Genomic DNA, 19964 nt, shown 5'->3' on the forward strand with positions numbered 1-19964 from the left:
GAATCCCTTAAGGGCTCTACGGTCGCAGCACCGCGGCGCCGTTGACCCGGTCGGCGGCGAGGTCGTCGAGCGCCTGGTCCGCGCGGCTCAGGTCGTACGGCGTGACCGCCAGCCGCAGCCCGTGCGCGGTCGCGGCAGCCAGGAACGCCCGGCCGTCGTCGCGCGTGTTGGCCGTGACGCTGCGGATGGTGCGCTCCTGGAACAGGTGCCTGTCGTAGTTCAGGCTCGGGATGTCGGAGAGGTAGATCCCGGCGATGCTCAACGTCCCACCGCGGTCCAGCGCCTCGAGCGCGACCGGCACCAGCGTGCCGACGGGTGCGAACAGGATCGCCGCGTCGAGCGGAACCGGTGGCGCGTCGTAGGCGCCACCGGCCGACGCGGCGCCCAGCTCGAGCGCCAGCGCCTGGGCCGCGGTCGATCGGGTCAGCACGTGCACCTCCGCGCCTTCGGCGATCGCCACCTGCGCGGCCAGGTGCGCCGAGGCGCCGAAACCGTAGACGCCGAGCCGGCCGCCGGCCGGCAGGTCCGCGCGGCGCAGTGCGCGGAAACCGATGATCCCGGCGCACAGCAGCGGCGCCAGCTCGAGGTCGGAGTAGCCGTCCGGCAGCGCATAGGCGTAGCCGGCCGGCACGGTGGCATACTCGGCGTACCCGCCGTCGGCGTCCCACCCGGTGTACTGCGACGAGGGACAGAGATTCTCCTGCGCACGCAGGCAGTACGCGCACGAGCCGCAGGTGTGCCGCAGCCACGCGATCCCCACCCGCGAGCCGACGACCGACGAGTCCGCGACCCCGGCGCCCGCGGCGACCACCTCGCCGACGACCTCGTGGCCAGGCACGACCGGCCGCTTGTGCGGCGGCAGCTCGTGGTCGCGTACGTGCAGGTCGGTCCTGCACACGCCGCACGCCAGCACGCGCACCAGTAGCTCACCCGGCCCTGGCTCGGGCACCGGCAGCTCCACGGCCTCCAGCCGCTTCGGCCGGTCGACGATCCACGCCCGCATGCCCGGAGTCTAGGCCGTCGCGCTCCGCATCGTGTGACGATGCGGTGGTGCGCCCAGCTGCCCTGGAACGACCACTCTGGTGGTCCCGGTCAGCCAGGTCCGGAACATGGTGGCGGACTGCTTGTTCTCGCGGACGACGGTGGCGCGGGCGCTGCGGAGTTCGCCGCCGGCTGCCGCTCCGTCGAGACTTCCGAAGCCCGGCTTCTCGTTGCTGTGCTGGACGATCAACGGATCAAAGGCCCGACGGCCCTGAGCCTTCCAAGCGCTGTTCGTGCAGACGCTCGGCATACTCAGGTGCCACGCAGACCGGGGCGAAGTGGCTTCCAGGAGTGACGACGGGACCGGCGCGCCCGCCTACGTTCGGCTGTCATGGAGCCTTCGCTTCTGGTCACCGTGCTGGCCGCACCGATCCGGACCTCGACCTGGCGGCGCGTGGCGTACGCGGTCGTCGCGTTGCCTGGTGTGTTCGTCGCTCCGGTGTGGTCGGCACGGAGGTTGCTGGACGCCTCGGCCGGCGGACCGGTGCCGTCGGGGCGGCGGATCCTGCACGCGGTGGCGAGCATTCCGCTGAACCTGGTGACTCTGGTCGTGACCGGCTACGTGCTGGCCGGCATCGTGCTCAACCTGGCGTACCCGATCCGCGTCCACGGCTTTCCCGGTGTGCTGGCGGATCCGCTGACTCCGTCCGGCGCGCTCGACGGTGCGTGGGGCGGGCCGACGCTCGCAGGCGCGTGGGCATTCCACGGCCTGGTTGGGGGCGTTGTGCTGTTCGGCATCGGCGGGGCGTGGCTGATCCGCGGGCTGACGTGGCTGCAGCGGCGGCTGTTCGAACGGATGTCGCGGACGTGAGCCCGGGCCGGTGCGTGATATGACCGTTGGGTGAGCACCGAACCTGTCGCGATCGTCGTGCCGTTCCATCTGCTCGACCGGATGCCGGAGTCGGAGTTCCCGGTCACGGGCGAGCGCCTTGTCGCGCCGGAGCTTCCGGCCGCGGGCGCACCCTGGGAACGGCTCGCCGTGCTGTACGAAGCGGTGGCCCAGCAGGTCGCCGACGCTTCGTCGCAGGGCTCCGCGGTCGCCGTCCTGTCCGGCGACTGCACCACCTCGCTCGGCACGGTTGCCGGGTTGCAGCGCAGCGGGCGGTTCGACTCGCTCGGCGTGGTCTGGTTCGACGCCCACGGCGACCTGCACACGCCGCGGAGCACGACGTCGGGCTATCTCGGCGGCATGCCGCTGCGGATGCTGATCGGCGACGGCGATCCGACGGTGGCCGAGCGGACCGGCCTACGTCCGCTCGGTGCCTCGAACGTCGTCCTGGCCGACGCGCGCGACCTGGATCCACCGGAACGTGAGTACCTCGCGCACTCCCCCGTACGTCACGTCCCGGTCGAGGCGGTCGCCAGCCAGGAGGTGCTGCCGGACGGACCGCTCTACCTCCACGTCGACCTGGACGTCCTGGATCCGTCGCACGTGCCGGGGCTGAGCATCCCGGCCGCCGGCGGCACCGACCCGGCGACGCTCGCCGACGCGCTCGCCGCGGTGCTGACGACCGGGCGGGTGGCCGGCCTGGGAATCGCGTGCACGTGGACGCCGGGCCGCGACGCCGTACCCGCGGTACGCGGTCTGGTTTCCGAACTGCTCTCCCAGCTCTAGCCCTACTGGGACAAGGCCAGCGCCAGCGACCCCACCGCCAGCAACAGAAACGGCGCCGGATAGCCCAGCTGGTGGTAGACGCGGGCCCGGACCAGGGCGCCCACCGCGCCGACGAAGTACAGCACCAGGCCGGTCGCCGCCGCGACGCCGATCCAGTGGATGCCGAGCAAACCCAGCAGCAGCCCGATCGCCCCCGCGAGCTTCAGCAGACCCAGCATGGGCAGCCACGACTCCGGGATCCCCGCCTCGGCACCGTTCTTCAGCAGGAACGCGGGACGGACGACGTCGACACCTGCCGCGAACAGGTTGGCGACGACCGTCGCGACGGTGACGGCGACATAGGCGGCGAACATCGGCAGCTCCTCGGCAGACGGCTCTTCTGAAAGCCTGTCCGTGGCCCTGCCGCCCGTCCAATACCTGCTTCTATAACCTGATCGCATGGATGTGCACACCCGGCTGTTGCGCTACTTCGTGGCCGTGGCCGAGGAGGGCAACCTGACCCGTGCTGCGGAACGGCTCTACGTGTCGCAGCCGGCGTTGACCAAGCAGATCAAGCAGCTGGAGCAGCAGCTCGGCATGTCACTGTTCACCCGTTCCCGCGAAGGTATGACGCTTACCGAACCCGGCGAGGCTCTGGCTGCCCGGGTCCCGGACCTGCTGGCCGGCTGGGACCGCGTTCTCGGCGCGACGAAGGCGGCGGCCGACCAAGCCGCTCGCGTGCTGCGGGTCGGCTATCTCGCCAGCGCGGCGAACGAGGCCACTCAGCCGATCATCGCCGGATTCTCGGCGCTCCGGCCGGGGTGGCGGGTCGACATGCGGCAGGCCGACTGGTCGAACCCGACCGCCGGCCTGGCCGGCGGCGACGTCGACGTCGCGCTGCTACGGCTGCCGTTCCCCGGCCAGGACGCCCTGCGCGTGGCGGAGCTGCTGACCGAGGACCGCTGCGTCGCGATGTCGGCGGCCCACCCACTGGCCACCCGTGAACGCATCGACTTCCGCGAGCTGTGGGACGAGCCGTTCGTCGCCGCTCCACCGGAGTTGGGCGAGTGGCGCGACTACTGGCTCGCCACGGACGCACGGGAAGGCCGCCCACCCCAGATCGGTGCCGTCACCGAGCAGCAGTTCGACTGGCTGAACGCGATCGCCAACGGCTACGGCGTCGCACTGGCACCCGAGTCGGCGGCCCGCTTCTACCCCTACCCCGGCATCACCTACGTTCCGGTCACCGGTGTCAGCCCGGTGCGGGTCGCCGTCGCGTGGACGCCCGCCGCCGAGCGCAACCCCGTCGTCCGCGACTTCATCCAGTGCTGCCTGTTGGAATGCAGGCCCTAGACTTTGGCGGCTGGGAGGTGCTTCAGCAGGAAGATCGCCGGCTCGTCGGTGACGTGCTGGGCACCCTGGTCGTCGAGGTAGTGCCAGGCACCGCGGTACTCCATGGCCGCGTGGTATCCCAGCCGCTCGTACAGGCGTGCCGCCCGGGAGTTGTCCAGGTCGACGCTGATCCCGACCCGTCGGAAGCCGCGCCTTTCCGCCCTGGCCTCGGCCTCCCGGACGAGTGCCGTACCGATTCCGCGGCCTCGAAGTCGGGGCTCGACATGCAGCCCGTAGATCTCCGGACAGTCCGGGAACGCCGCCCGGACCGCGGGGTCCGTGCAGCCCTGCCAGAGCACCGCACCAGAACCGGCTAGCCTGGCTTCGAGCCAGCCGAGCAGGTAGGTCTCCTCGCCGGCCAGCTGCCGTTCCAGCTTCCGCGCGTGCTCACGGTTCAGGCCACTGGGTGACAGCCGCTCCAGCGCCTCCAAGTCGCCGGCCGTGCACTCCCGGATCAGCATCCGGGCAACCTACATCTACGGGCGGCCGAGTAGGCAGTCGCCGCAGAGGCCGCCGCCCGGGAGGCGGTAGTAGAGGCAGCACGAGCGGCGGACGAAGCCGCGAGTGGTGAGGTCGCACGTGCCGGCCAGTGGTCCGGTGGCGAGCTGGGTGCGGGCCAGTTCGTCGCACCGTTGGGCGAGCCCGGGCCTGACACGGCTCAGGACCTTGAGCGTTCCGACCAGCGCCGAGGCCGCGTTGCCGCGCAGGATGTGGGCGGAGAGGCCGATCTCGGTACGGATCGTGGTGGCCAGCGGCTCGAGCAGGTCAGGCCACACGTCGGAGACGGTGCCGTCGATGGTCGGGTCGTCGGCGTAGCAGCCTTCGGTGGGATGCCACCACGTGCGTTCCGGCACGAGCCCGATGCCCGTCCCGAGCAGGTGTGCGGCGACGACTGGGGACCAGAGCCGGGCCGCCAGGCCCTGGAAGAAGATCGAGGCGGCGACCCGCCGATCGGCGGTCGAGAGTCGCTCGCCGACGTAGGCGACCGACTGCTCGAGCGCCGCGCCGCCCGACCGCAGCTCTGCGAGCGAGACCGCTCCGGACGCGCCCGGCCGGCCGGCTGACATCGAGAAGTAGCCGCCGATGGTGGCTATCTCCGCGAGCAGCTCGGCCGGCGAACGTTCCATGCCGCAAGTCCTATCACCGCCGGTTGACCCGGGTCGACCACAACCCCAGCAACAGCAGCAGGACGAGCGCGGAGACCAGCGCCTGCCGCTCGATGAGACCCAGCGGCAGTACGTCGGACAGTCGCCGCCCGGACAGCCGGAGCACGCCGTAGACCGTCATGAACGTCGTCAGCGAGCCGAGCACGCCCAGCGCGGCGATCCGTACCGCGCGCGCCATCGCCGCACACCCCGCGCGGACCCGATGGGTGCGCGCGACCGCCAGCGCGGCGATCGGCAGGCTCAGGAACCCAACCAGGACGGCGGTTCGGTGGATGTCGCCGCCCAGCGTCGGCGCGCTGCCGGACGGGTCCTGCTGCACGACCGCGATCACCAGCAGGCAGACGCTCCACAGCCCGAACAGCGTCGCCTGCACCGGATGCCGGGCCAGCCCCGACCGCACGAGCGCGACGGTCATCACGCCGGACGCGTACGCCGCCAGCATGATCGCCGTGGTGAACAGCCAGCCACCAGGGTGGTAGGCGTAGTCGCTCAGCATCTTCGTGACCGGATTCAGTCCGGTGGGCTGCAGATGCTGGATGGTCAGCAGGACGGCGGCCAGCGCGAACATGCCGTACGCCGTCAACACAAGCCTGGCACGCGGCGGACTGCTGGTCCTGGTCGTGACGGTCGCCTGTGGCGCAGCGACGGGCATGGCCTGCAACGTGGTCGCACTCATCGGATTCCCCTCGACACGGCTGGAACGAGCACAACCAGAACGTATGAGGAAACGGGCCTGGCCAGCCATGCTGCGGACCGCCGAATCCGTTGTAGGGATAGCCCTATCGGGGACAACCCCTAAGGCATCACCGGGCTGGGTTCAGCCGTACCGATGCTGGAGAAGGACCCGCATGACCGCACCAACGACCGCCTTAGGGGGTGAAGAGCTTCCAGCGACCCTCGGAGATGACGTCGACGGTGCCGTCGCTCACCTTGATGGCGGTTTCGTCGTCGATCGCGTACGTCGGAGCGGGAATCCGTGCCGCCCACTTCTCCGCGTTCGCCAGGGAGGCGTCGGGGTGGTCGGGGTGCTCCAGGTGTGGGATCACCCCGAAGTCGACGAGTCCGGCTCCCTGTCCCGTGACCAGCGTCCTGTCGACATCACCCTGGGGCGTGGTGAAGACGATGTCCTCCGACTTCAGCGGTTCATCGGTCCCGCGGGGCGGTTCGGTGTAGGTCTCGACGAAGGTGGAGGTGGCAGCGATGCTTCCGGCGCTCACGCCCACGTAGACCGCCTCGGAGCGCAGCGTCGGCAGGAGATCGGTCAGGCCGCTGCGCCGCATCCAGTTGGCCAGGAACAGGGGGTCACCGCCCCCAACCAGCAGCGCGTCGGCGTCCCGGACGGCCGGCACCCAGGCAGACTCCTCGATGCTCGGCAGCACCGACAGCTCCAGGACACCCAACGACTTCCAGTCCAGCGCGCACAACGGCGACGGACCCGTGCCGCAAATCGCCCGCCACGCCATGCCGGGCCCGCCGGGGAAGGGGTAGAGGGCGGTGGGGATGAAGAGGGCGTTGGACTCGGCAACCGGTTTGCCCAACAGGTCGACCAGCGCGCCGTGGATGCTCGCGTTCTGGATGCCGGAGGAAGTAAGAAGAAGCCTCATGTCGCCTTTCCCTTGATTGTCCGGTGAACAGCCTCCCGCACGGCCGCTCACCTGTGCAACGAACGGCCTCGCCCTGATCCGACACCGTCGCCCAAGATCTTCCACCCCGCCGGGATGTAGGACTATCGGCCGATAGCTCGCGGCGGGCAGCCTGGCATACCGTCGGAGGCATGACAGTGTGGATCTGCGCGACCTGCGCCGTTGAATACCCCGACACCGCCGAGCCGCCGCGGCAGTGTCCGATCTGCGAAGACGAGCGGCAGTACGTCCGCCCGTCCGGGCAGCTGTGGACGACGTTGGACGAGCTGGCGCCCGGCCGGCACACCGTGGTCAGCGAGGTGGAGCCGGGCCTGTACGGCGTCACCGTCGAGCCGGAGGTGGGGATCGGGCAGCGCGCGCTGCTGCTTACCACGCCGCACGGCAACCTGCTCTGGGATCCCAACGGATTCGTCGACCAGGCGGCCGTCGAGCGGATCAACGAGCTCGGCGGGCTGGCCGCGATCGCCGCCAGTCATCCGCACATGTTCGGTGTGCAGGTCGAGTGGAGCAAGGCGTTCGGCGGGGTGCCGGTCTATGTCGCCGAGGCCGACAAACGCTGGTTGCAGCGCTCCGACGAGTCCGTGCGCTACTGGTCCGGCGCGTTCGACCTGTTCCCCGGCGTCACGCTGGTCCAGTGCGGCGGCCACTTTCCCGGCAGCGGCGCCGTGCACTGGCCGGACGGTGCGGACGGCCGCGGTGTGCTGCTCACCGGCGACACGATCATGCCGTCGCCGGACCAGCAGTGGGCGTCGTTCATGCGCAGCTACCCCAACCGCATCCCGCTGTCGGCGGGCGCTGTCCGCAAGGTCGTCGCCGCGGTCGAGCCGTATGACTACGACCGGCTGTACGGCAACTTCTCCGGCCAGATCGCCAAGGACGCCAAGGCGGCCGTCCAACGTTCCGCTGACCGCTACATCGGCTGGATCAGCGGCGACTTCGACGCCGATACCTAAGCCCTAGGGTTACGGGCCGGTTCTCAGGTTTCTCACAGGTCCACCTCAGCGGTGCTTCAGGCCGGGCAGCGAGAGTACGAACCATGAACGCAGCAGTGCTTGCTCCGCTTCCCGGCCTCACCGACCTGAACGAACCGGCGGCGGTTCTGCTGCACGGCTCCTACGCGATGCCCGACGCCAGCAAGGGCTACACGGTCGTGCACGTCCAGCAGGGCGTGATCACGGCGTTCGACGACCAGACGACGACCGTCACGAGCCCGGACGGCTACACGAGGACCTATCCCCTGGGCCGGCTCGAACGCGACACCGCGATGCTCTCCCACCGCGTTCCGATCGACGCCGGCACCAGGGTGACCGTAATGACGGCCAAGGGCGTGCACCGCTTCCTCGCCGTGAACGGCGCCAGCCCCGACCACAGCATCGGCGACCCGGTGCCGCCGCCCCTTCTCACCGGAGGTCTGCCGGCAACAGCTCGTCTCTGAGCCGCATTCCCAGCTTGTCGTAGTAGGGCTTCAGCTCGCGCTCGATCGCGTCCGCCTCGCCCTCGCCCAGTACGACGGCAGGCGGCACGCGCAGCTCCGGATGTTCTGCCAGCTTGATGCGCAGGTGTGTCGGCGGGTGCGTGGCATCAGCCCTCGCCCGCCGCTTCGCCGCCCGCAGCAGCCGCTCGCGTTCGACGGCGGGGAACTCACGGACGTACTCCCGCTGGACCTCCCACAGGTCGCGCCTGCTGGAGCGGAGTGCCTCGGTGGAGAGCCGGTTCATCACCAGTGGAGCCGCGAGCGCCATGGCGAAACTGGAGGCGGTCGCGTCACTGCCGCCCAGCTTGGAGCCCAGCCTGTCGGCGACGTACTCAGCCCGCTGGCCGGCGCGCAAGGTGATCAGGATGAGTGCGGTGAACAGCAGGCGCGCGGTAGGCCGATCACGAGTACCTTGCGTCGCCGCAACCCCACGGCGGTCGCCCTCGCGTTGAAGTCCGTATCGATCCCGATCGCGGCGAGGCGGGGCGCGCCCACCTCGGCGCGCATCCGATCCACCAGCGCGTGCAGCGTCGGCGCGGACTTCCGGCTGATCAGTACGGTGTCGTCGTCCAGTCGCCCGAACCGCGGCCGCATCAGCAGCGCGATCGCGGGCAGCAGCAGAATAGCGACCCAGGCGATCGGGTTCCGCCAGGCCATGGAGGCGATCCAGCCCGCGAGCACGAGCAGGCTGACGGTGAACAGGTGCACGACGACCGCGATCGCGAACGCCGACATCTCGGTCAGCCTGCCGCCAGTCCGAACGTCCGGCCCGCCGGCCAGCCCGTTGTAGAGCGACTCGGCGAGCCGATCCTCGATCCGCTGGCGGAACCTCGCCACCCGTCCCGGCCGCTTCCTGCGCTGCTCGGCCGGATCGACGTTCCAGTCACAACCTCGGCACCAGGCGCTGAACCTGGGTTCGCTGCGCACAAGCGGTGCCTGGCATTCCGGGCAGCGTTCACCGGCCCGGACCTCCCCTCCCGACATACGGGAGATCCTAGAGTCAACCAGACCTTGCGGAAGCGAAATCCGGAAGCTGGTCCGGCCACCAGCTCAGGCCCAGCGCCCACGCCTGCCGGAACGCCGTGGCGAGGTCGTCCGGAGTGAGCCGTGGGGCGATCTGCGCCAGCTCCGCGACCGTCGGCGCCGAGAGGTCCTGCTCGGCCAGCCGGGACGGCGTGAGCCACCGCTCGGTCGCCGACTCGTGCAGGCGTGCCATCCACAGCAGGTGCCGCCGGACGTGCCCGAGCGCGTCGTACGCCCGTTCCAGCTCGCCCCGCCGCAGGACGTTCCAGCCCAGCGCCCACCAGTTGGCGAAGCGCCCGCAGACCTCGGCCACGTCGGGGATCGGCGGCGAGAGCGGCACCTGCGAGAGCTCCGGCGCCAGCCCGCCGTCGCGGTCGACGACGATCATGTCCTCGACCGGTACGCCTCGCGCCGGCCAGATCCGTACCGTCGCCCGGTCGGACGCCGGCCAGAAGTGCAGCTCGACGCGTACCAGGTCGTCGAAGATCGCGACGTGCGCGCCGAACTCGTTCAGCACGACGAGCAGCGGCGTCCCGACCTGGGCGATCCACTCCTCCGCCCGCCAGACCGCCAGCTCGGCGTCGGAGACGAACACCCAGTACTCCACGTCGGAGTACCGGTCCCCCAGCCCAGCGGGCCGCGAACCGTAGGTCAGCGCCGACACCACCCGCTCGTCTGCCTGCAGCAGCGAGCGAAACGCCTGGTCAAGCCGGTCTTGCTGGCTCAGGACAACCTCCGTCGAGGACTAGAGTGCACCTCGTGACCAAGCCGAACCAGCGCCTGATCGACGACGTACGCGAGCGACTGGCCAAGGCCGCCGATCCGGCCAAGGCGGGTCCGATGCAGGCGTACATGAAATCAGCCATGCCCTACCGCGGCGTACAGACGCCCGGCGTCAAGGCGATCTGCAAGGGAGTCTTCGCCGGCCACCCGATCGACGACCGCGCGCGCTGGGAGGCGACCGTCCGCGCGCTGTTCGACGGCGCGACGTTCCGCGAGGAGCGGTACGTCGCGATCGCGCTCACCGGTCACAAGGCGTACGCGAAGTGGCAGGACGTCGAGACGCTGCCGTTGTACGACCACCTCGTCGTCACCGGCGCCTGGTGGGACTTCGTCGACCCGATCGCGACCCAGCGCGTCGGACCGATCCTGTTCACCCACCGCGGGCACGTGGAGCCGATCCTGCTGCTCTGGGCGCGGGACAACGACCACTGGCGGCGCCGGACGGCGATCCTCGCCCAGCTCAAGGCGAAGACAGCCACCGACATCGACCTGCTCGAGGAGTGCATCCGCCCGAGCCTCGGCGAGCAGGACCCAGTCAACAGGAATTTCTTTGTGCGCAAGGGCATCGGCTGGGCGCTGCGGGAGTACGCCAAGACCGATCCGGACTGGGTACGCGCCTACGTCGCCGAGCATCGCGACCAGCTGTCCGGTTTGTCCGCTCGGGAGGCGCTCAAGCATTTCTGATTATGCGGCTCCGCCGCGTGGTCACTGAGGCCCCGTAGCGGGCTTTGTTACCGGCGAGTAGCATCGGCACCAAGACCGGCGACCGAGCTGGAGGACCAGTGCCCAGACAAGTCCGAGATGTCGTGTTCGTCGACGGCGTGCGTACGCCGTTCGGCAAGGCGGGCGGCATGTACGCCGAGACCCGCTCCGACGACCTGGTGATCAAGTGCATCCGCGAGCTCCTGCGCCGCAACCCGGGCCTCCCGCCCGAACGCGTGGACGACGTGGCGATCGCCGCGACCACGCAGATCGGTGACCAGGGCCTGACCATCGGCCGGACCGCCGCTCTGCTGGCCGGCCTGCCGAAGTCCGTGCCTGGCTACGCCATCGACCGGATGTGCGCCGGCGCGATGACCGCCGTCACCACCACCGCTTCCGGGATCGCGTTCGGCGCCTACGACATCGCGATCGCCGGCGGTGTCGAGCACATGGGGCACCACCCGATGGGTGAAGGCGTCGACCCCAACCCGCGGATCCTGGCCGAGAAGCTGGTCGACCCGTCCGCGCTCGTGATGGGCCAGACCGCGGAGAACGTCCACGACCGCTACCCCGGCCTCAGCAAGGAACGTGCCGACGTCTTCGCGGCCGCGAGCCAGCACAAGCTCGCCAAGGCCTACGCCGACGGCATCATCCAGAAAGACCTCGTGCCGGTCGCGACCCGCAGCGTCGACGAGGGCTGGGGCCTGGCGACGCAGGACGAGCCGCCGCGTCCCGACACCACGGTCGAAGGCCTGGCCGGGCTGCGCACGCCGTTCCGCCCGCACGGCAAGGTCACCGCCGGCAACTCCGCGGGCCTCAACGACGGCGCCACCGCGTGCGTGCTGGCCGCCGAGGATGTCGCCCGCGAGCTGGGCCTCACACCGAAGCTTCGCCTGGTCTCCTACGCCTTCGCCGGCGTCGAGCCCGAGGTGATGGGCGTCGGACCGATCCCCTCCACTGAGAAGGCCCTCGCCAAGGCTGGCTTGACGATCGGTGAGATCGGCGCGATCGAGATCAACGAGGCGTTCGCCGTTCAGGTGCTGGCGTTCTGCGAGCACTTCGGTCTCTCCGACGACGACCACCGGATCAACCCGTACGGCGGCGCGATCGCCGTCGGCCACCCGCTGGCGTCCAGTGGCGTCCGGCTGATGTTGCAGCTGGCCAGGCAGTTCGAGGCGCATCCCGAGGTCCGGTACGGCCTGACGACGATGTGCGTCGGCATCGGCATGGGCGGCAGCGTGGTCTGGGAGAACCCCAACTGGGAGGGCGACAAGTGAGTGACGCAACTTCGACGGCCGCGGACCTCTTCCCCGACGAGGTCGTGACGCACGCCCGCGTACGCGAGGTGGCGATGCCCTACGGCGCCGGCACACTCGCGCTGATCACGCTCGACAACGGCTTCGACCACACCAAGCCCAACTCCTTCGGCCCGCGCGGGCTGGCGGAGCTGGAAGCCGCGCTCGACTCCGTGCTCGACCGGCCCGACATCGCGGCGGTCGCCGTCACGGGCAAGCCGTTCATCCTGGCCGCCGGCGCCGACATCACCGGCATGCCGCAGATCACCAGCCGCGAGCAGGCCGTCGAGATCACACGGTACGGCCACCAGGTGTTCGGAAAGCTCGGCGACGGGCGCAAGCCGACGTTCGGCTTCATCAACGGTGTCGCGATCGGCGGCGGGCTCGAGGTCGTGCTCAACTGCACGTACCGCACGATCCTGCCCAGCACACCGGCGGTCGCGTTCAGCGAGTGCTTCCTCGGGATCCTGCCCGGCTGGGGCGGCGCCTGGCTGTTGCCGAACCTCGTCGGGGCCGACACCGCGGTCAAGGTGATCGTGGAGAACGCGCTCAACACCAACCGCATGCTGCGCGGGCCCGAGGTCCTGAAGCTCGGCCTCGCCGACGCTGCCTTCGAGGGCGCCGACTTCCTGGAACGTTCGATCGACTGGGCGGCCCAGGTGCTGACCGGGCGGATCACGGTCGAGCGGCCGGCGATCGACCGCGGCCAGGCGTGGGACGCCGCCGTGGCTCGTGGCCGGGCGTTCGCCGACGCCAAGGTCAACGGCGCCGCGCCGGCGGCGTACCGCGCGCTCGACCTGATCGCGGCGGCCAAGACCGCGACGAAGGAAGAGGGTTTCGCGGCCGAGGACGAGGCCGAGGGCGACCTCATCATGAGCGAGGAGTTCCGGGCAGGGCTCTACTCCTTCGACCTGGTGCAGCGACGCGTACGCAAGCCGGTCGGGGCACCGGACAAGTCACTGGCGCGGCCGGTGACGAAGGTCGGCATCGTGGGCGCGGGGCTGATGGCCTCGCAACTCGCGCTGCTGTTCGCCCGGCGCCTGCTCGTACCCGTCGTGCTGACCGACCTCGACGACGAGCGGGTCGGCAAGGGCGTCGCGTACGTCCACGGCGAGATCGACAAGCTGCTGGGCAAGGGCCGGATCAGCCAGGACCAGGCCAACCGGATCAAGGGCCTGGTGACCGGCTCGACCGACAAGAGCGTCTACGCCGACTGCGACTTCGTACTCGAGGCAGTCTTTGAGGAGATGAAGGTCAAACAGCAGGTCGTCGCCGAGCTGGAGAAGATCGTCACGCCGGAGTGCGTGCTCGCGACCAACACCTCCGCGCTGTCGGTCACGACGATGGCCTCGGAGCTGGCGCATCCTGAACGCGTCGTGGGCTTCCACTTCTTCAACCCGGTGGCGATCCTGCCGCTGCTGGAGGTCGTCCGGGGCGAGCAGACCGACGATCCTTCGCTGGCGACGGCGTTCGCGGTGGCCAAGGAGCTGAAGAAGTCCGCCGTACTCGTGAAGGACGCGCCCGCGTTCGTCGTCAACCGCATCCTGACGCGGTTCATGGCCGAGGTCACCAAGTGCGTCGACGAGGGCACCCCGCTGGAGCTCGCCGACCAGGCCGTACTCAAGCTCGGGCTGCCGATGTCGCCGTTCGTGCTGCTGCAGCTGGTGGGCCCGGCGATCGCGCTGCACGCCAACGAGACGCTGCACGAGGCGTTCCCGGAGCGCTTCTACATCTCCGACAACCTCCGGCGGCTGGTGGCGGCCGGCAAGCCCGGCATCTGGTCGTGGGACGCGCAGGGCAAGCCCTACCTCGACGACTCGACGAAGGAGCTCTTCGAGGTCGGGTCGTCGGCGTCGACGGCCGAGCAGGTACGCGAGCGCGCGATGTCGGCGGTGGCCGACGAGGTGCGCCGCATGCTCGACGAGGGCGTGGTCGCCGAGGCGCACGACATCGACACCGCGATGATCCTGGGCGCCGGGTGGCCGTTCCACCTGGGCGGCGTGACGCCCTACCTCGACCGCACCGGCCTGTCGGAGCAGGTGACCGGCAAGCGCTTCTTGCCGCGCGGAGTCGCCAGCCTGCGGGGTTGACGGTTCCCGGCGATGGCCTGAGCCACGGGCGAAGGCTCAGGTAGATCGGGCCATCGCCGGGTAAGCCGCCCCACATGGCTCTTCTGCGCACCAAACCGATCGAACGCGCGATCGCCGACACCGAGGAGCCCGAGCACCGTCTCAGCAAGCGGCTCGGCGCCTGGGACCTCACGGTGTTCGGCGTCGGCGTCACGATCGGCGGTGGGCTGTTCGTGCTGACCGGACGGGCGGCCGCCGTCTACGCCGGACCGTCGATCGTGCTGTCGTTCGTGCTCGCCGCGGTCGCCTGCGGCATGGCCGCACTCTGCTACGCCGAACTGGCCTCGACCGTGCCTGTCGCGGGCTCGGCGTACACGTTCTCCTATGTCGCGCTCGGTGAGATCGTGGCGTGGCTGATCGGCTGGGACCTGATCCTGGAACTCTTCGTCGCGGCGGCGGCCGTCGCGGGAGGCTGGTCGGGCTACCTGCAGAACGTGCTGGCCGGCACTCCGCTGGAGATACCGACCGCGGTCGCCAACACGACCGAGGGCGTGGTCAACCTGCCTGCCGCGCTGCTGATCCTCGCGCTGACCGCGGTCCTGATCGGCGGCATCAAGCTGTCCAGCCGGGTCAACCAGGTCGCCGTGGCCGCCAAGGTCACCGCGGCTGTGCTGTTCGTGGTCGTCGGGGTGTTCTTCGTCAAGGCGAGCAACCTGACGCCGTTCGTCCCGCCGTCCGAGCCGAGCGAACGGGCGACCGGCGGAGCGCAGCCGCTGATCCAGGCCGTGTTCGGCCTGCAGCCCTCGGCGTTCGGGCCGGCCGGCATCGCGGCGGGCGCGGCAGTGGTGTTCTTCGCGTTCATCGGCTTCGACATCGTGGCGACGACGGCCGAGGAGGCCCGGCGGCCGCAGCGCGACATCCCGCTCGGCATCCTCGGCTCGCTGGCGATCTGCACGACGCTGTACGTGCTGGTGAGCCTCGTCGTGACCGGGATCCAGAGCTACCAGGACATCGACCCGGCCGACCCGGCACCACTCGCGACCGCGCTGGTGAACGCCGGACACTCGGGCCTGGCCAGGCTGGTCGCCGTCGGCGCGGCCGTCGGCATCATCGTGGTGGTCATGATCCTGCTGCTCGGTCAGACCCGGGTGGCGTTCGCGATGGCCCGGGACGGGCTGCTGCCGGGCGTGTTCGCCAAGGTGCACCCGAAGTGGCGCACGCCGTACGTCACGACACTGGTCGTCGGTGGGGCCGCGGCTCTGCTGGCCACGTTCACCTCGATCGAGGTGCTGGCCGAGCTGGTCAACATCGGAACGCTGTCGGCGTTCGTGCTGGTGAGCATCGCCGTGCCGGTGCTGCGCCGCACCCGGCCCGACCTGCCGCGCGCGTTCCGTACGCCGTGGGTCCCGGTCGTGCCGATCCTGTCGGTGCTGATCTGCGGCTACCTCATGCTCAACCTGGCGATCGAGACCTGGCTGCGGTTCCTGATCTGGATGGTGGTCGGCTTCGTCGTCTACTTCACCTACGGCCGGCGCCACTCCAGGCTCGGCAACGATCCGGGCTAGCGGCCCGGCCAGGCCACGTCGTCGATCGCGAGCCAGGGCGCGGCCGCCACGGCCGAGGGCGTGAGCCCCGCGATCGAGCGGATCTCGCGGTGCAGGTGGGACTGGTCGGCGTAGCCGCACTCGGCGGCGACGTATGCGGCGGGCTGACCCGCTGCGAGCCGGTGAGCCGCGTGGTCGAAGCGCACCAGCTGTGCGGCGCGTTTCGGGGTGAGGCCGACCTGCGACCGGAACCGCGACCACAGCCGCTTGCGGCTCCAGCCGACCGCTTCCGCCAGGCCGTCGATGCGCACCCGGCCCCGGCTCGCCCGCGTACGCCGCCAGGTGTGGGCGACCTCCGGATCGACCGGCGGACGGGCGCCGAGCCGCCGGCCGAGAGCTTCCGCCGCGATCGTGAACCGTTCGTCCCAGGACGTGGCTGCCCGCAGGCTCTCCTCGAACTGCCCGGCTCCCCGGCCCCAGACGTCCTCGAGTGCTGCCACGGTCCCCGTGAGCTCGGTCGCCCCACGCAGCACAGCGGCAGCGACGACCGGCGACAACCGGATCTGCACGCACTCGCCTCTCCAACCGCCGGTCCGAACCCCGGTCGGAAGCAGGCCGGCGACGAAGCTGCCCTGCCACGGCCGGCCATCGGCGTCGTGGACGATGCACCCGCCTTCGCTCAGGTCGACGATCAACGTGACGGACGGGTGCGCGATCATCGCGATCTCCACCAGCGCGGGGACCCGCTGCCGGAACCCGGCCATGCTGACTCCCGGCAGCCGGACGTCCGGACGAGGCACCGCGACGTCGACCAGCGACCAGTCGACTCCAGTCCCGTGTGACGGCATGACACCAGGCTAGGCCGCCGTGGCGGTCAGGCGGCCGCGAAGTCCAGCAGGAGCCGGCTGGTTTCGTCCGGGGCCTCGATCATGGGCACATGTCCGACGCCAGAGAGCGTCTCCACCCGTGCGTTCGGCACCGCGTCGTACTGACGCACAGATGCCGACGGGTCCCAGCGCGGGTCGGCGGCACCGAAGATGACCAGCATCGAGACGTCGAGGGCACTGAGGCGCTCGGCCACACCCCGCTCCGCTACGTACGCGGAGTTCTCGCGCAGCACCTTCCGGAACGTGCGGTACGTGATGTCCTTCAGGTCCGCGATCGCGTCGTCCGGGATGTCCACGTGGCGAGCCATCGTCGCGCCGATTCCCTTGCGGATCATCGCGTCCGATCGTCGCGGCCACAGCAGCGGACCGAACGGAGGTGCCAGCAGCGCCCGGATGATGAACGGCTGCGGAAGGAGCGCGTCGAGGCTCGGGCCGGTGCTGACCAGTGCGAGCGACCCCACCAGGTCGGGCCGCCGCTCGGCGAGCGCGGTCGCGACGTAACCGCCGCTGGAGTGCCCCGCGATCGTGACGTCGCGAAGCCCGAGCTGGTCCAGCACTCCGGCTACCCGCGCCGCCTGCTCGGGCACGGCGTACGACGGTGCGGGCGCGGATCGTCCGCATCCGGGTAGGTCGACCCGGATCACGTGATGCGAGCCGGCCAGTGCCGGCACCATTGGGATCCAGCAGCTGCCCGAGGCCCCGGAGCCGTGGATCAGCACCAGCGGCGGCGCCTGTGGCAGGCCGTCCTGCACCACGTGAATTCCCTGCGACTGCTTGACATCGTGCTCAGCCATACGCGAGACGATGCCAAGCCGGCCGCCATCGGTATTGGACAAATGTCAGCGCAGTCAGTCGTCGGAGCCGGTCACGCCGGCCACCAGATCGGCGAACGACCAGCCCTCGGCGTCGGCCATCATCTCGTACATCGACTTGCCGTCGATGTGCTCGCGGATGATGTCGGCGTGGCCGGCGTGCCGGGCGAGCTCCTCGATCAGGTGCAGCAGCACCCAGCGCACCGACCAGCTCTCGACGTCCTTCGGGAACCACGGCGCCGGCGGAACCGGGACCGGCTGGTCGAGCGGAACGTCGCGCAGTCGCTCTTCGGTCTCGCGGGCGGCCTGCTCCGACTCGGCGAGCAGCTTCGCCACAGTTTCGCCGTCCGCGCGTACGAAGTCGTTGTGGTAGGCGGCCTCGTCCGCTTCGGTCGCCGGTTCCGGCTTGTGCTCCTGCAGCGCGGTGTCGATCCAGCCGCGCTCACAGGCCGTGACGTGCTTGAGCAGGCCGGCCAGGCTGAGGCCGCTCTTGGTCGGCGTGGACCAGGCCTCCTCCTCGGTGATGCCCTGGACGGCGTAACGCAGGCCGTCGCGCTGCTGGGCGAGGTAGGCGAACAGGCCGTCGCGCTCATCCTGAACTGGGCGGACCGTACCGGGCATCGTGTGCTCCTTGCTGGGTTGGGCTCTCTCGTTCGGAACACCAGCAGCATGACACCGCTTGCGGTCAAGTTCTGTCCTGAAATGGCGAACGGCCCGAAACAAGGTTGTTGATCGCTCCCGGTACGGTCAGCGGTGGAAGCGTTTCCATATTGACCGGACGTTGAAGACCTGAGAGTGAGGTGGGAGATGCCAGCACGCGTCCTCCTGACCGGTGGCGCCGGGCTGATCGGCACGCAGCTTCGAGCAGGCCTGACCGACTACCAGGTCAGGATCTCCGACCGAGATCTCTCGTCGGTCGAGCCGCGTGCCAACGAAGAGACCGCCGTAGCCGAGCTCGGCGACTTCGACGCCGTACGGAAAGCGGTTGATGGTTGCGACTATGTCGTCCACCTCGCCGCCGACCCGCGCGTCCACGCGCCCTGGAAGGACCTGCGCGTGCCGAACTTCGATGGCGTCTACCACGTCTTCGAGGCCGCCAAGCAGGCCGGCGTCCGCCGTGTCGTCTTCGCCAGCACCAACCACGTAACCGGCCTGCACGACCTCAACCAGCGCTGGCCGACGACTCCTGACGGCGACGTCGCACCCGACTCGCTCTACGGCGCCAGCAAGGCGTTCGGCGAGGCCTTGGGCCGGCTCTACTCCGAGACGTCGGACCTGTCGGTGCTCTGCCTGCGGATCGGCTGGGTCAACCACCACCAGCGGCCGCAGGACCCCGACTGGCTGCGCATGTGGCTCAGCTTCGACGACCTGCGGCAGCTGGTGCGCAAGTGCATCGAGGCCGACGACGGCTTGAAGTTCGGCATCTACTACGGCGTCTCCAACAACACGCCGATGCGCTACGACCTGTCCAACGCCGAGCGCGACCTCGGCTACGCACCGGCCGACGACTCCGCGAACGTGGCGGCGGCCGCAGCCGCTGCCAAGGACAGCTAGACGAGTGATTCCTAATTGATTTTGGTCGGCGTGGCTGGCCTGATCTGGGATGGGCGGAGGGTATTGATGTCGGTTTGTGAAGACTGACCTCAATACCCTCCTGACGGCACTGTACGTGTACGTCGATGACCATGTGCTTGGGGTGCGCCGAAGGCTGCCGGGGCGCCCGAAACGGCTGACCGATGCCGAACTGGTGTGCCTGGCTGTCGCCCAGGTCCTGCTGGGGTTCCCGTCTCAGCATCATTGGCTGCGGTTCTGCTCCACAGTGTTGGGTGGGATGTTCCCGTATCTGCCCAAGCAGCCGGGTTACTGCAAGCGTCTCAACGCCGCTGGGCCCTTGATCGCCCGGGTGCTGGCGGGTCTGGCGGCGCAGGTTTCGGCAGAGGCCGATGAGTTCCGGTTCATCGACGCGACCCCGATCCCCTGCGGTACCTCGGTCCCGACACGCAAACGCTCGGAACTGGCCGGCTTGGCCAATTACGGGTACTGCCGGGCGCTGTCACGCTGGTACTGGGGCGTCAAGCTGTACCTGATCACCACCGCGCACGGGATGCCGGTGGCCTGGTGCCTGGCCGATCCCAAGATCGGCGAGCGTGATGCCGCGATCGAGCTGATCGGGCATGCCCGCGATCACGGTCACCTCCCCACCGGGTGTGTGCTGATCGGTGACAAAGGCCTGGCCGGGCGGGAGTTCCAGTACCTGGCGGCGCTGGAAGATGTCACCTTCGTGCGTCCCGATCGCAAGAACGAACCCCGCCACACAGGCAACCTCGGCGGCATCCGCCAGCTCATCGAGTCCGTCTACGACACCCTCAAAGGCCAACTGTCCCTGGAACAGCACGGCGGACGAACCCCAGCCGGGCTCTACGCCCGCACCGCCCAACGCCTGCTCGCCCTCGCCACAGCCATCTGGCACAACCGCACCACCGGCACCCAGGTCGTCCGAACCCTGACCGCCTACGACCACCCATAAGGAATCACTCGC

At 69.8% G+C, this 19964-nt stretch carries 24 protein-coding genes; 11 read left to right on the forward strand and 13 right to left on the reverse strand.

Translation table 11 applies throughout. From position 1 onward, the window contains the following. Positions 1 to 16: 16 nt before the first annotated feature. Positions 17 to 1003, reverse strand: coding sequence for a zinc-dependent alcohol dehydrogenase family protein (locus tag ACYVF6_RS13895; protein ID WP_460521006.1), 987 nt, complete (start codon positions 1001 to 1003; stop codon positions 17 to 19). Between the two features lie 9 nt (positions 1004 to 1012). Then, positions 1013 to 1231, reverse strand: coding sequence for a hypothetical protein (locus ACYVF6_RS13900; RefSeq protein ID WP_460521007.1), 219 nt, complete (start codon positions 1229 to 1231; stop codon positions 1013 to 1015). Between the two features lie 141 nt (positions 1232 to 1372). On the opposite strand from ACYVF6_RS13900, the gene ACYVF6_RS13905 reads away from it, so the two are divergent. Together ACYVF6_RS13905 and ACYVF6_RS13910 are read left to right on the forward strand one after the other, a co-directional pair. Beyond that, entirely contained in the window at positions 1373 to 1852 is a 480-nt protein-coding gene (locus ACYVF6_RS13905) for a hypothetical protein (protein WP_460521009.1), read from the forward strand. Between the two features lie 30 nt (positions 1853 to 1882). Beyond that, positions 1883 to 2656: an arginase family protein gene (locus ACYVF6_RS13910; RefSeq protein ID WP_460521011.1), complete on the forward strand. Its 774-nt coding sequence runs from the start codon at positions 1883 to 1885 to the stop codon at positions 2654 to 2656. A 2-nt stretch (positions 2657 to 2658) separates the two neighbouring features. Here ACYVF6_RS13910 and ACYVF6_RS13915 read toward each other — a convergent pair whose 3' ends face one another. Beyond that, positions 2659 to 3009 (reverse strand): DoxX family protein, encoded by a 351-nt coding sequence (locus ACYVF6_RS13915; protein WP_460521013.1) that lies wholly within the window; start codon positions 3007 to 3009, stop codon positions 2659 to 2661. An 85-nt stretch (positions 3010 to 3094) separates the two neighbouring features. On the opposite strand from ACYVF6_RS13915, the gene ACYVF6_RS13920 reads away from it, so the two are divergent. Next, entirely contained in the window at positions 3095 to 3988 is an 894-nt protein-coding gene (locus ACYVF6_RS13920) for a LysR family transcriptional regulator (RefSeq protein WP_460521015.1), read from the forward strand. Here the strand turns inward: ACYVF6_RS13920 and ACYVF6_RS13925 are convergent. The 4 genes from ACYVF6_RS13925 to ACYVF6_RS13940 all read right to left on the reverse strand — a co-directional run bounded on the left by ACYVF6_RS13925 (position 3985) and on the right by ACYVF6_RS13940 (position 6797). Further along, positions 3985 to 4488: a GNAT family N-acetyltransferase gene (locus tag ACYVF6_RS13925; protein WP_460521017.1), complete on the reverse strand. Its 504-nt coding sequence runs from the start codon at positions 4486 to 4488 to the stop codon at positions 3985 to 3987. The two genes, ACYVF6_RS13920 and ACYVF6_RS13925, sit on opposite strands and share 4 nt — an antisense overlap. 15 nt (positions 4489 to 4503) lie before the next feature. Next, positions 4504 to 5154, reverse strand: a complete 651-nt coding sequence (locus tag ACYVF6_RS13930; protein WP_460521019.1) for a (2Fe-2S)-binding protein — start codon at positions 5152 to 5154, stop codon at positions 4504 to 4506. A gap of 13 nt (positions 5155 to 5167) precedes the next feature. Next, the gene (locus ACYVF6_RS13935) at positions 5168 to 5869 is read right to left on the reverse strand and encodes a DUF998 domain-containing protein (protein WP_460521021.1); all 702 of its coding nucleotides are present in this window, start codon (positions 5867 to 5869) and stop codon (positions 5168 to 5170) included. A 193-nt stretch (positions 5870 to 6062) separates the two neighbouring features. Next, complete coding sequence (locus tag ACYVF6_RS13940; RefSeq protein ID WP_460521023.1) at positions 6063 to 6797, reverse strand: Type 1 glutamine amidotransferase-like domain-containing protein; 735 nt, start codon at positions 6795 to 6797, stop codon at positions 6063 to 6065. A gap of 170 nt (positions 6798 to 6967) precedes the next feature. On the opposite strand from ACYVF6_RS13940, the gene ACYVF6_RS13945 reads away from it, so the two are divergent. Both ACYVF6_RS13945 and ACYVF6_RS13950 read left to right on the forward strand, forming a co-directional pair. Continuing rightward, positions 6968 to 7789, forward strand: a complete 822-nt coding sequence (locus tag ACYVF6_RS13945) for an MBL fold metallo-hydrolase (RefSeq protein WP_460521025.1) — start codon at positions 6968 to 6970, stop codon at positions 7787 to 7789. 83 nt (positions 7790 to 7872) lie between these two features. Beyond that, complete coding sequence (locus tag ACYVF6_RS13950; protein WP_460521027.1) at positions 7873 to 8271, forward strand: hypothetical protein; 399 nt, start codon at positions 7873 to 7875, stop codon at positions 8269 to 8271. Here the strand turns inward: ACYVF6_RS13950 and ACYVF6_RS13955 are convergent. Genes ACYVF6_RS13955 through ACYVF6_RS13965 form a run of 3 tightly spaced genes read right to left on the reverse strand, consistent with a single transcriptional unit; the run spans position 8237 to position 9997 of the window. Beyond that, the gene (locus tag ACYVF6_RS13955; RefSeq protein ID WP_460521029.1) at positions 8237 to 8665 is read right to left on the reverse strand and encodes a hypothetical protein; all 429 of its coding nucleotides are present in this window, start codon (positions 8663 to 8665) and stop codon (positions 8237 to 8239) included. The two genes, ACYVF6_RS13950 and ACYVF6_RS13955, sit on opposite strands and share 35 nt — an antisense overlap. A gap of 5 nt (positions 8666 to 8670) precedes the next feature. After that, positions 8671 to 9294 carry a M48 family metallopeptidase gene (locus tag ACYVF6_RS13960; RefSeq protein ID WP_460521031.1) on the reverse strand — a complete coding sequence of 208 codons (624 nt, stop codon included), beginning with the start codon at positions 9292 to 9294 and terminating at the stop codon, positions 8671 to 8673. A 16-nt stretch (positions 9295 to 9310) separates the two neighbouring features. Continuing rightward, positions 9311 to 9997 (reverse strand): hypothetical protein, encoded by a 687-nt coding sequence (locus ACYVF6_RS13965; protein WP_460521033.1) that lies wholly within the window; start codon positions 9995 to 9997, stop codon positions 9311 to 9313. A gap of 95 nt (positions 9998 to 10092) precedes the next feature. On the opposite strand from ACYVF6_RS13965, the gene ACYVF6_RS13970 reads away from it, so the two are divergent. The 4 genes from ACYVF6_RS13970 to ACYVF6_RS13985 all read left to right on the forward strand — a co-directional run bounded on the left by ACYVF6_RS13970 (position 10093) and on the right by ACYVF6_RS13985 (position 15747). Beyond that, on the forward strand, positions 10093 to 10800 hold the full coding sequence (locus tag ACYVF6_RS13970) for a DNA alkylation repair protein (protein WP_460521035.1): 708 nt from the start codon (positions 10093 to 10095) through the stop codon (positions 10798 to 10800). Between the two features lie 98 nt (positions 10801 to 10898). Next, positions 10899 to 12095: a thiolase family protein gene (locus ACYVF6_RS13975; RefSeq protein WP_460521037.1), complete on the forward strand. Its 1197-nt coding sequence runs from the start codon at positions 10899 to 10901 to the stop codon at positions 12093 to 12095. Next, complete coding sequence (locus ACYVF6_RS13980; RefSeq protein WP_460521039.1) at positions 12092 to 14203, forward strand: fatty acid beta-oxidation multifunctional protein; 2112 nt, start codon at positions 12092 to 12094, stop codon at positions 14201 to 14203. Before ACYVF6_RS13975 ends, ACYVF6_RS13980 begins: the two co-directional genes overlap by 4 nt. A gap of 74 nt (positions 14204 to 14277) precedes the next feature. Next, a complete protein-coding gene (locus ACYVF6_RS13985) occupies positions 14278 to 15747 on the forward strand; it encodes an amino acid permease (protein ID WP_460521041.1) in 1470 nt (489 codons plus the stop codon). Here the strand turns inward: ACYVF6_RS13985 and ACYVF6_RS13990 are convergent. Genes ACYVF6_RS13990 through ACYVF6_RS14000 form a run of 3 tightly spaced genes read right to left on the reverse strand, consistent with a single transcriptional unit; the run spans position 15744 to position 18046 of the window. Next, entirely contained in the window at positions 15744 to 16574 is an 831-nt protein-coding gene (locus tag ACYVF6_RS13990; protein WP_460521043.1) for a helix-turn-helix domain-containing protein, read from the reverse strand. The two genes, ACYVF6_RS13985 and ACYVF6_RS13990, sit on opposite strands and share 4 nt — an antisense overlap. A 26-nt stretch (positions 16575 to 16600) precedes the next feature. Further along, positions 16601 to 17407 carry an alpha/beta fold hydrolase gene (locus tag ACYVF6_RS13995; RefSeq protein WP_460521045.1) on the reverse strand — a complete coding sequence of 269 codons (807 nt, stop codon included), beginning with the start codon at positions 17405 to 17407 and terminating at the stop codon, positions 16601 to 16603. 54 nt (positions 17408 to 17461) lie between these two features. Beyond that, the gene (locus tag ACYVF6_RS14000) at positions 17462 to 18046 is read right to left on the reverse strand and encodes a DinB family protein (RefSeq protein ID WP_460521047.1); all 585 of its coding nucleotides are present in this window, start codon (positions 18044 to 18046) and stop codon (positions 17462 to 17464) included. Positions 18047 to 18232: 186 nt separating this feature from the next. Here ACYVF6_RS14000 and ACYVF6_RS14005 point away from each other — a divergent pair, with 186 nt between their 5' ends. Together ACYVF6_RS14005 and ACYVF6_RS14010 are read left to right on the forward strand one after the other, a co-directional pair. Further along, positions 18233 to 18979 (forward strand): NAD-dependent epimerase/dehydratase family protein, encoded by a 747-nt coding sequence (locus ACYVF6_RS14005; protein WP_460521049.1) that lies wholly within the window; start codon positions 18233 to 18235, stop codon positions 18977 to 18979. A gap of 76 nt (positions 18980 to 19055) precedes the next feature. Beyond that, a complete protein-coding gene (locus ACYVF6_RS14010; protein ID WP_460521051.1) occupies positions 19056 to 19952 on the forward strand; it encodes an IS982 family transposase in 897 nt (298 codons plus the stop codon). Positions 19953 to 19964: the final 12 nt, after the last annotated feature.

This window comes from Flindersiella endophytica, assembly GCF_054779015.1.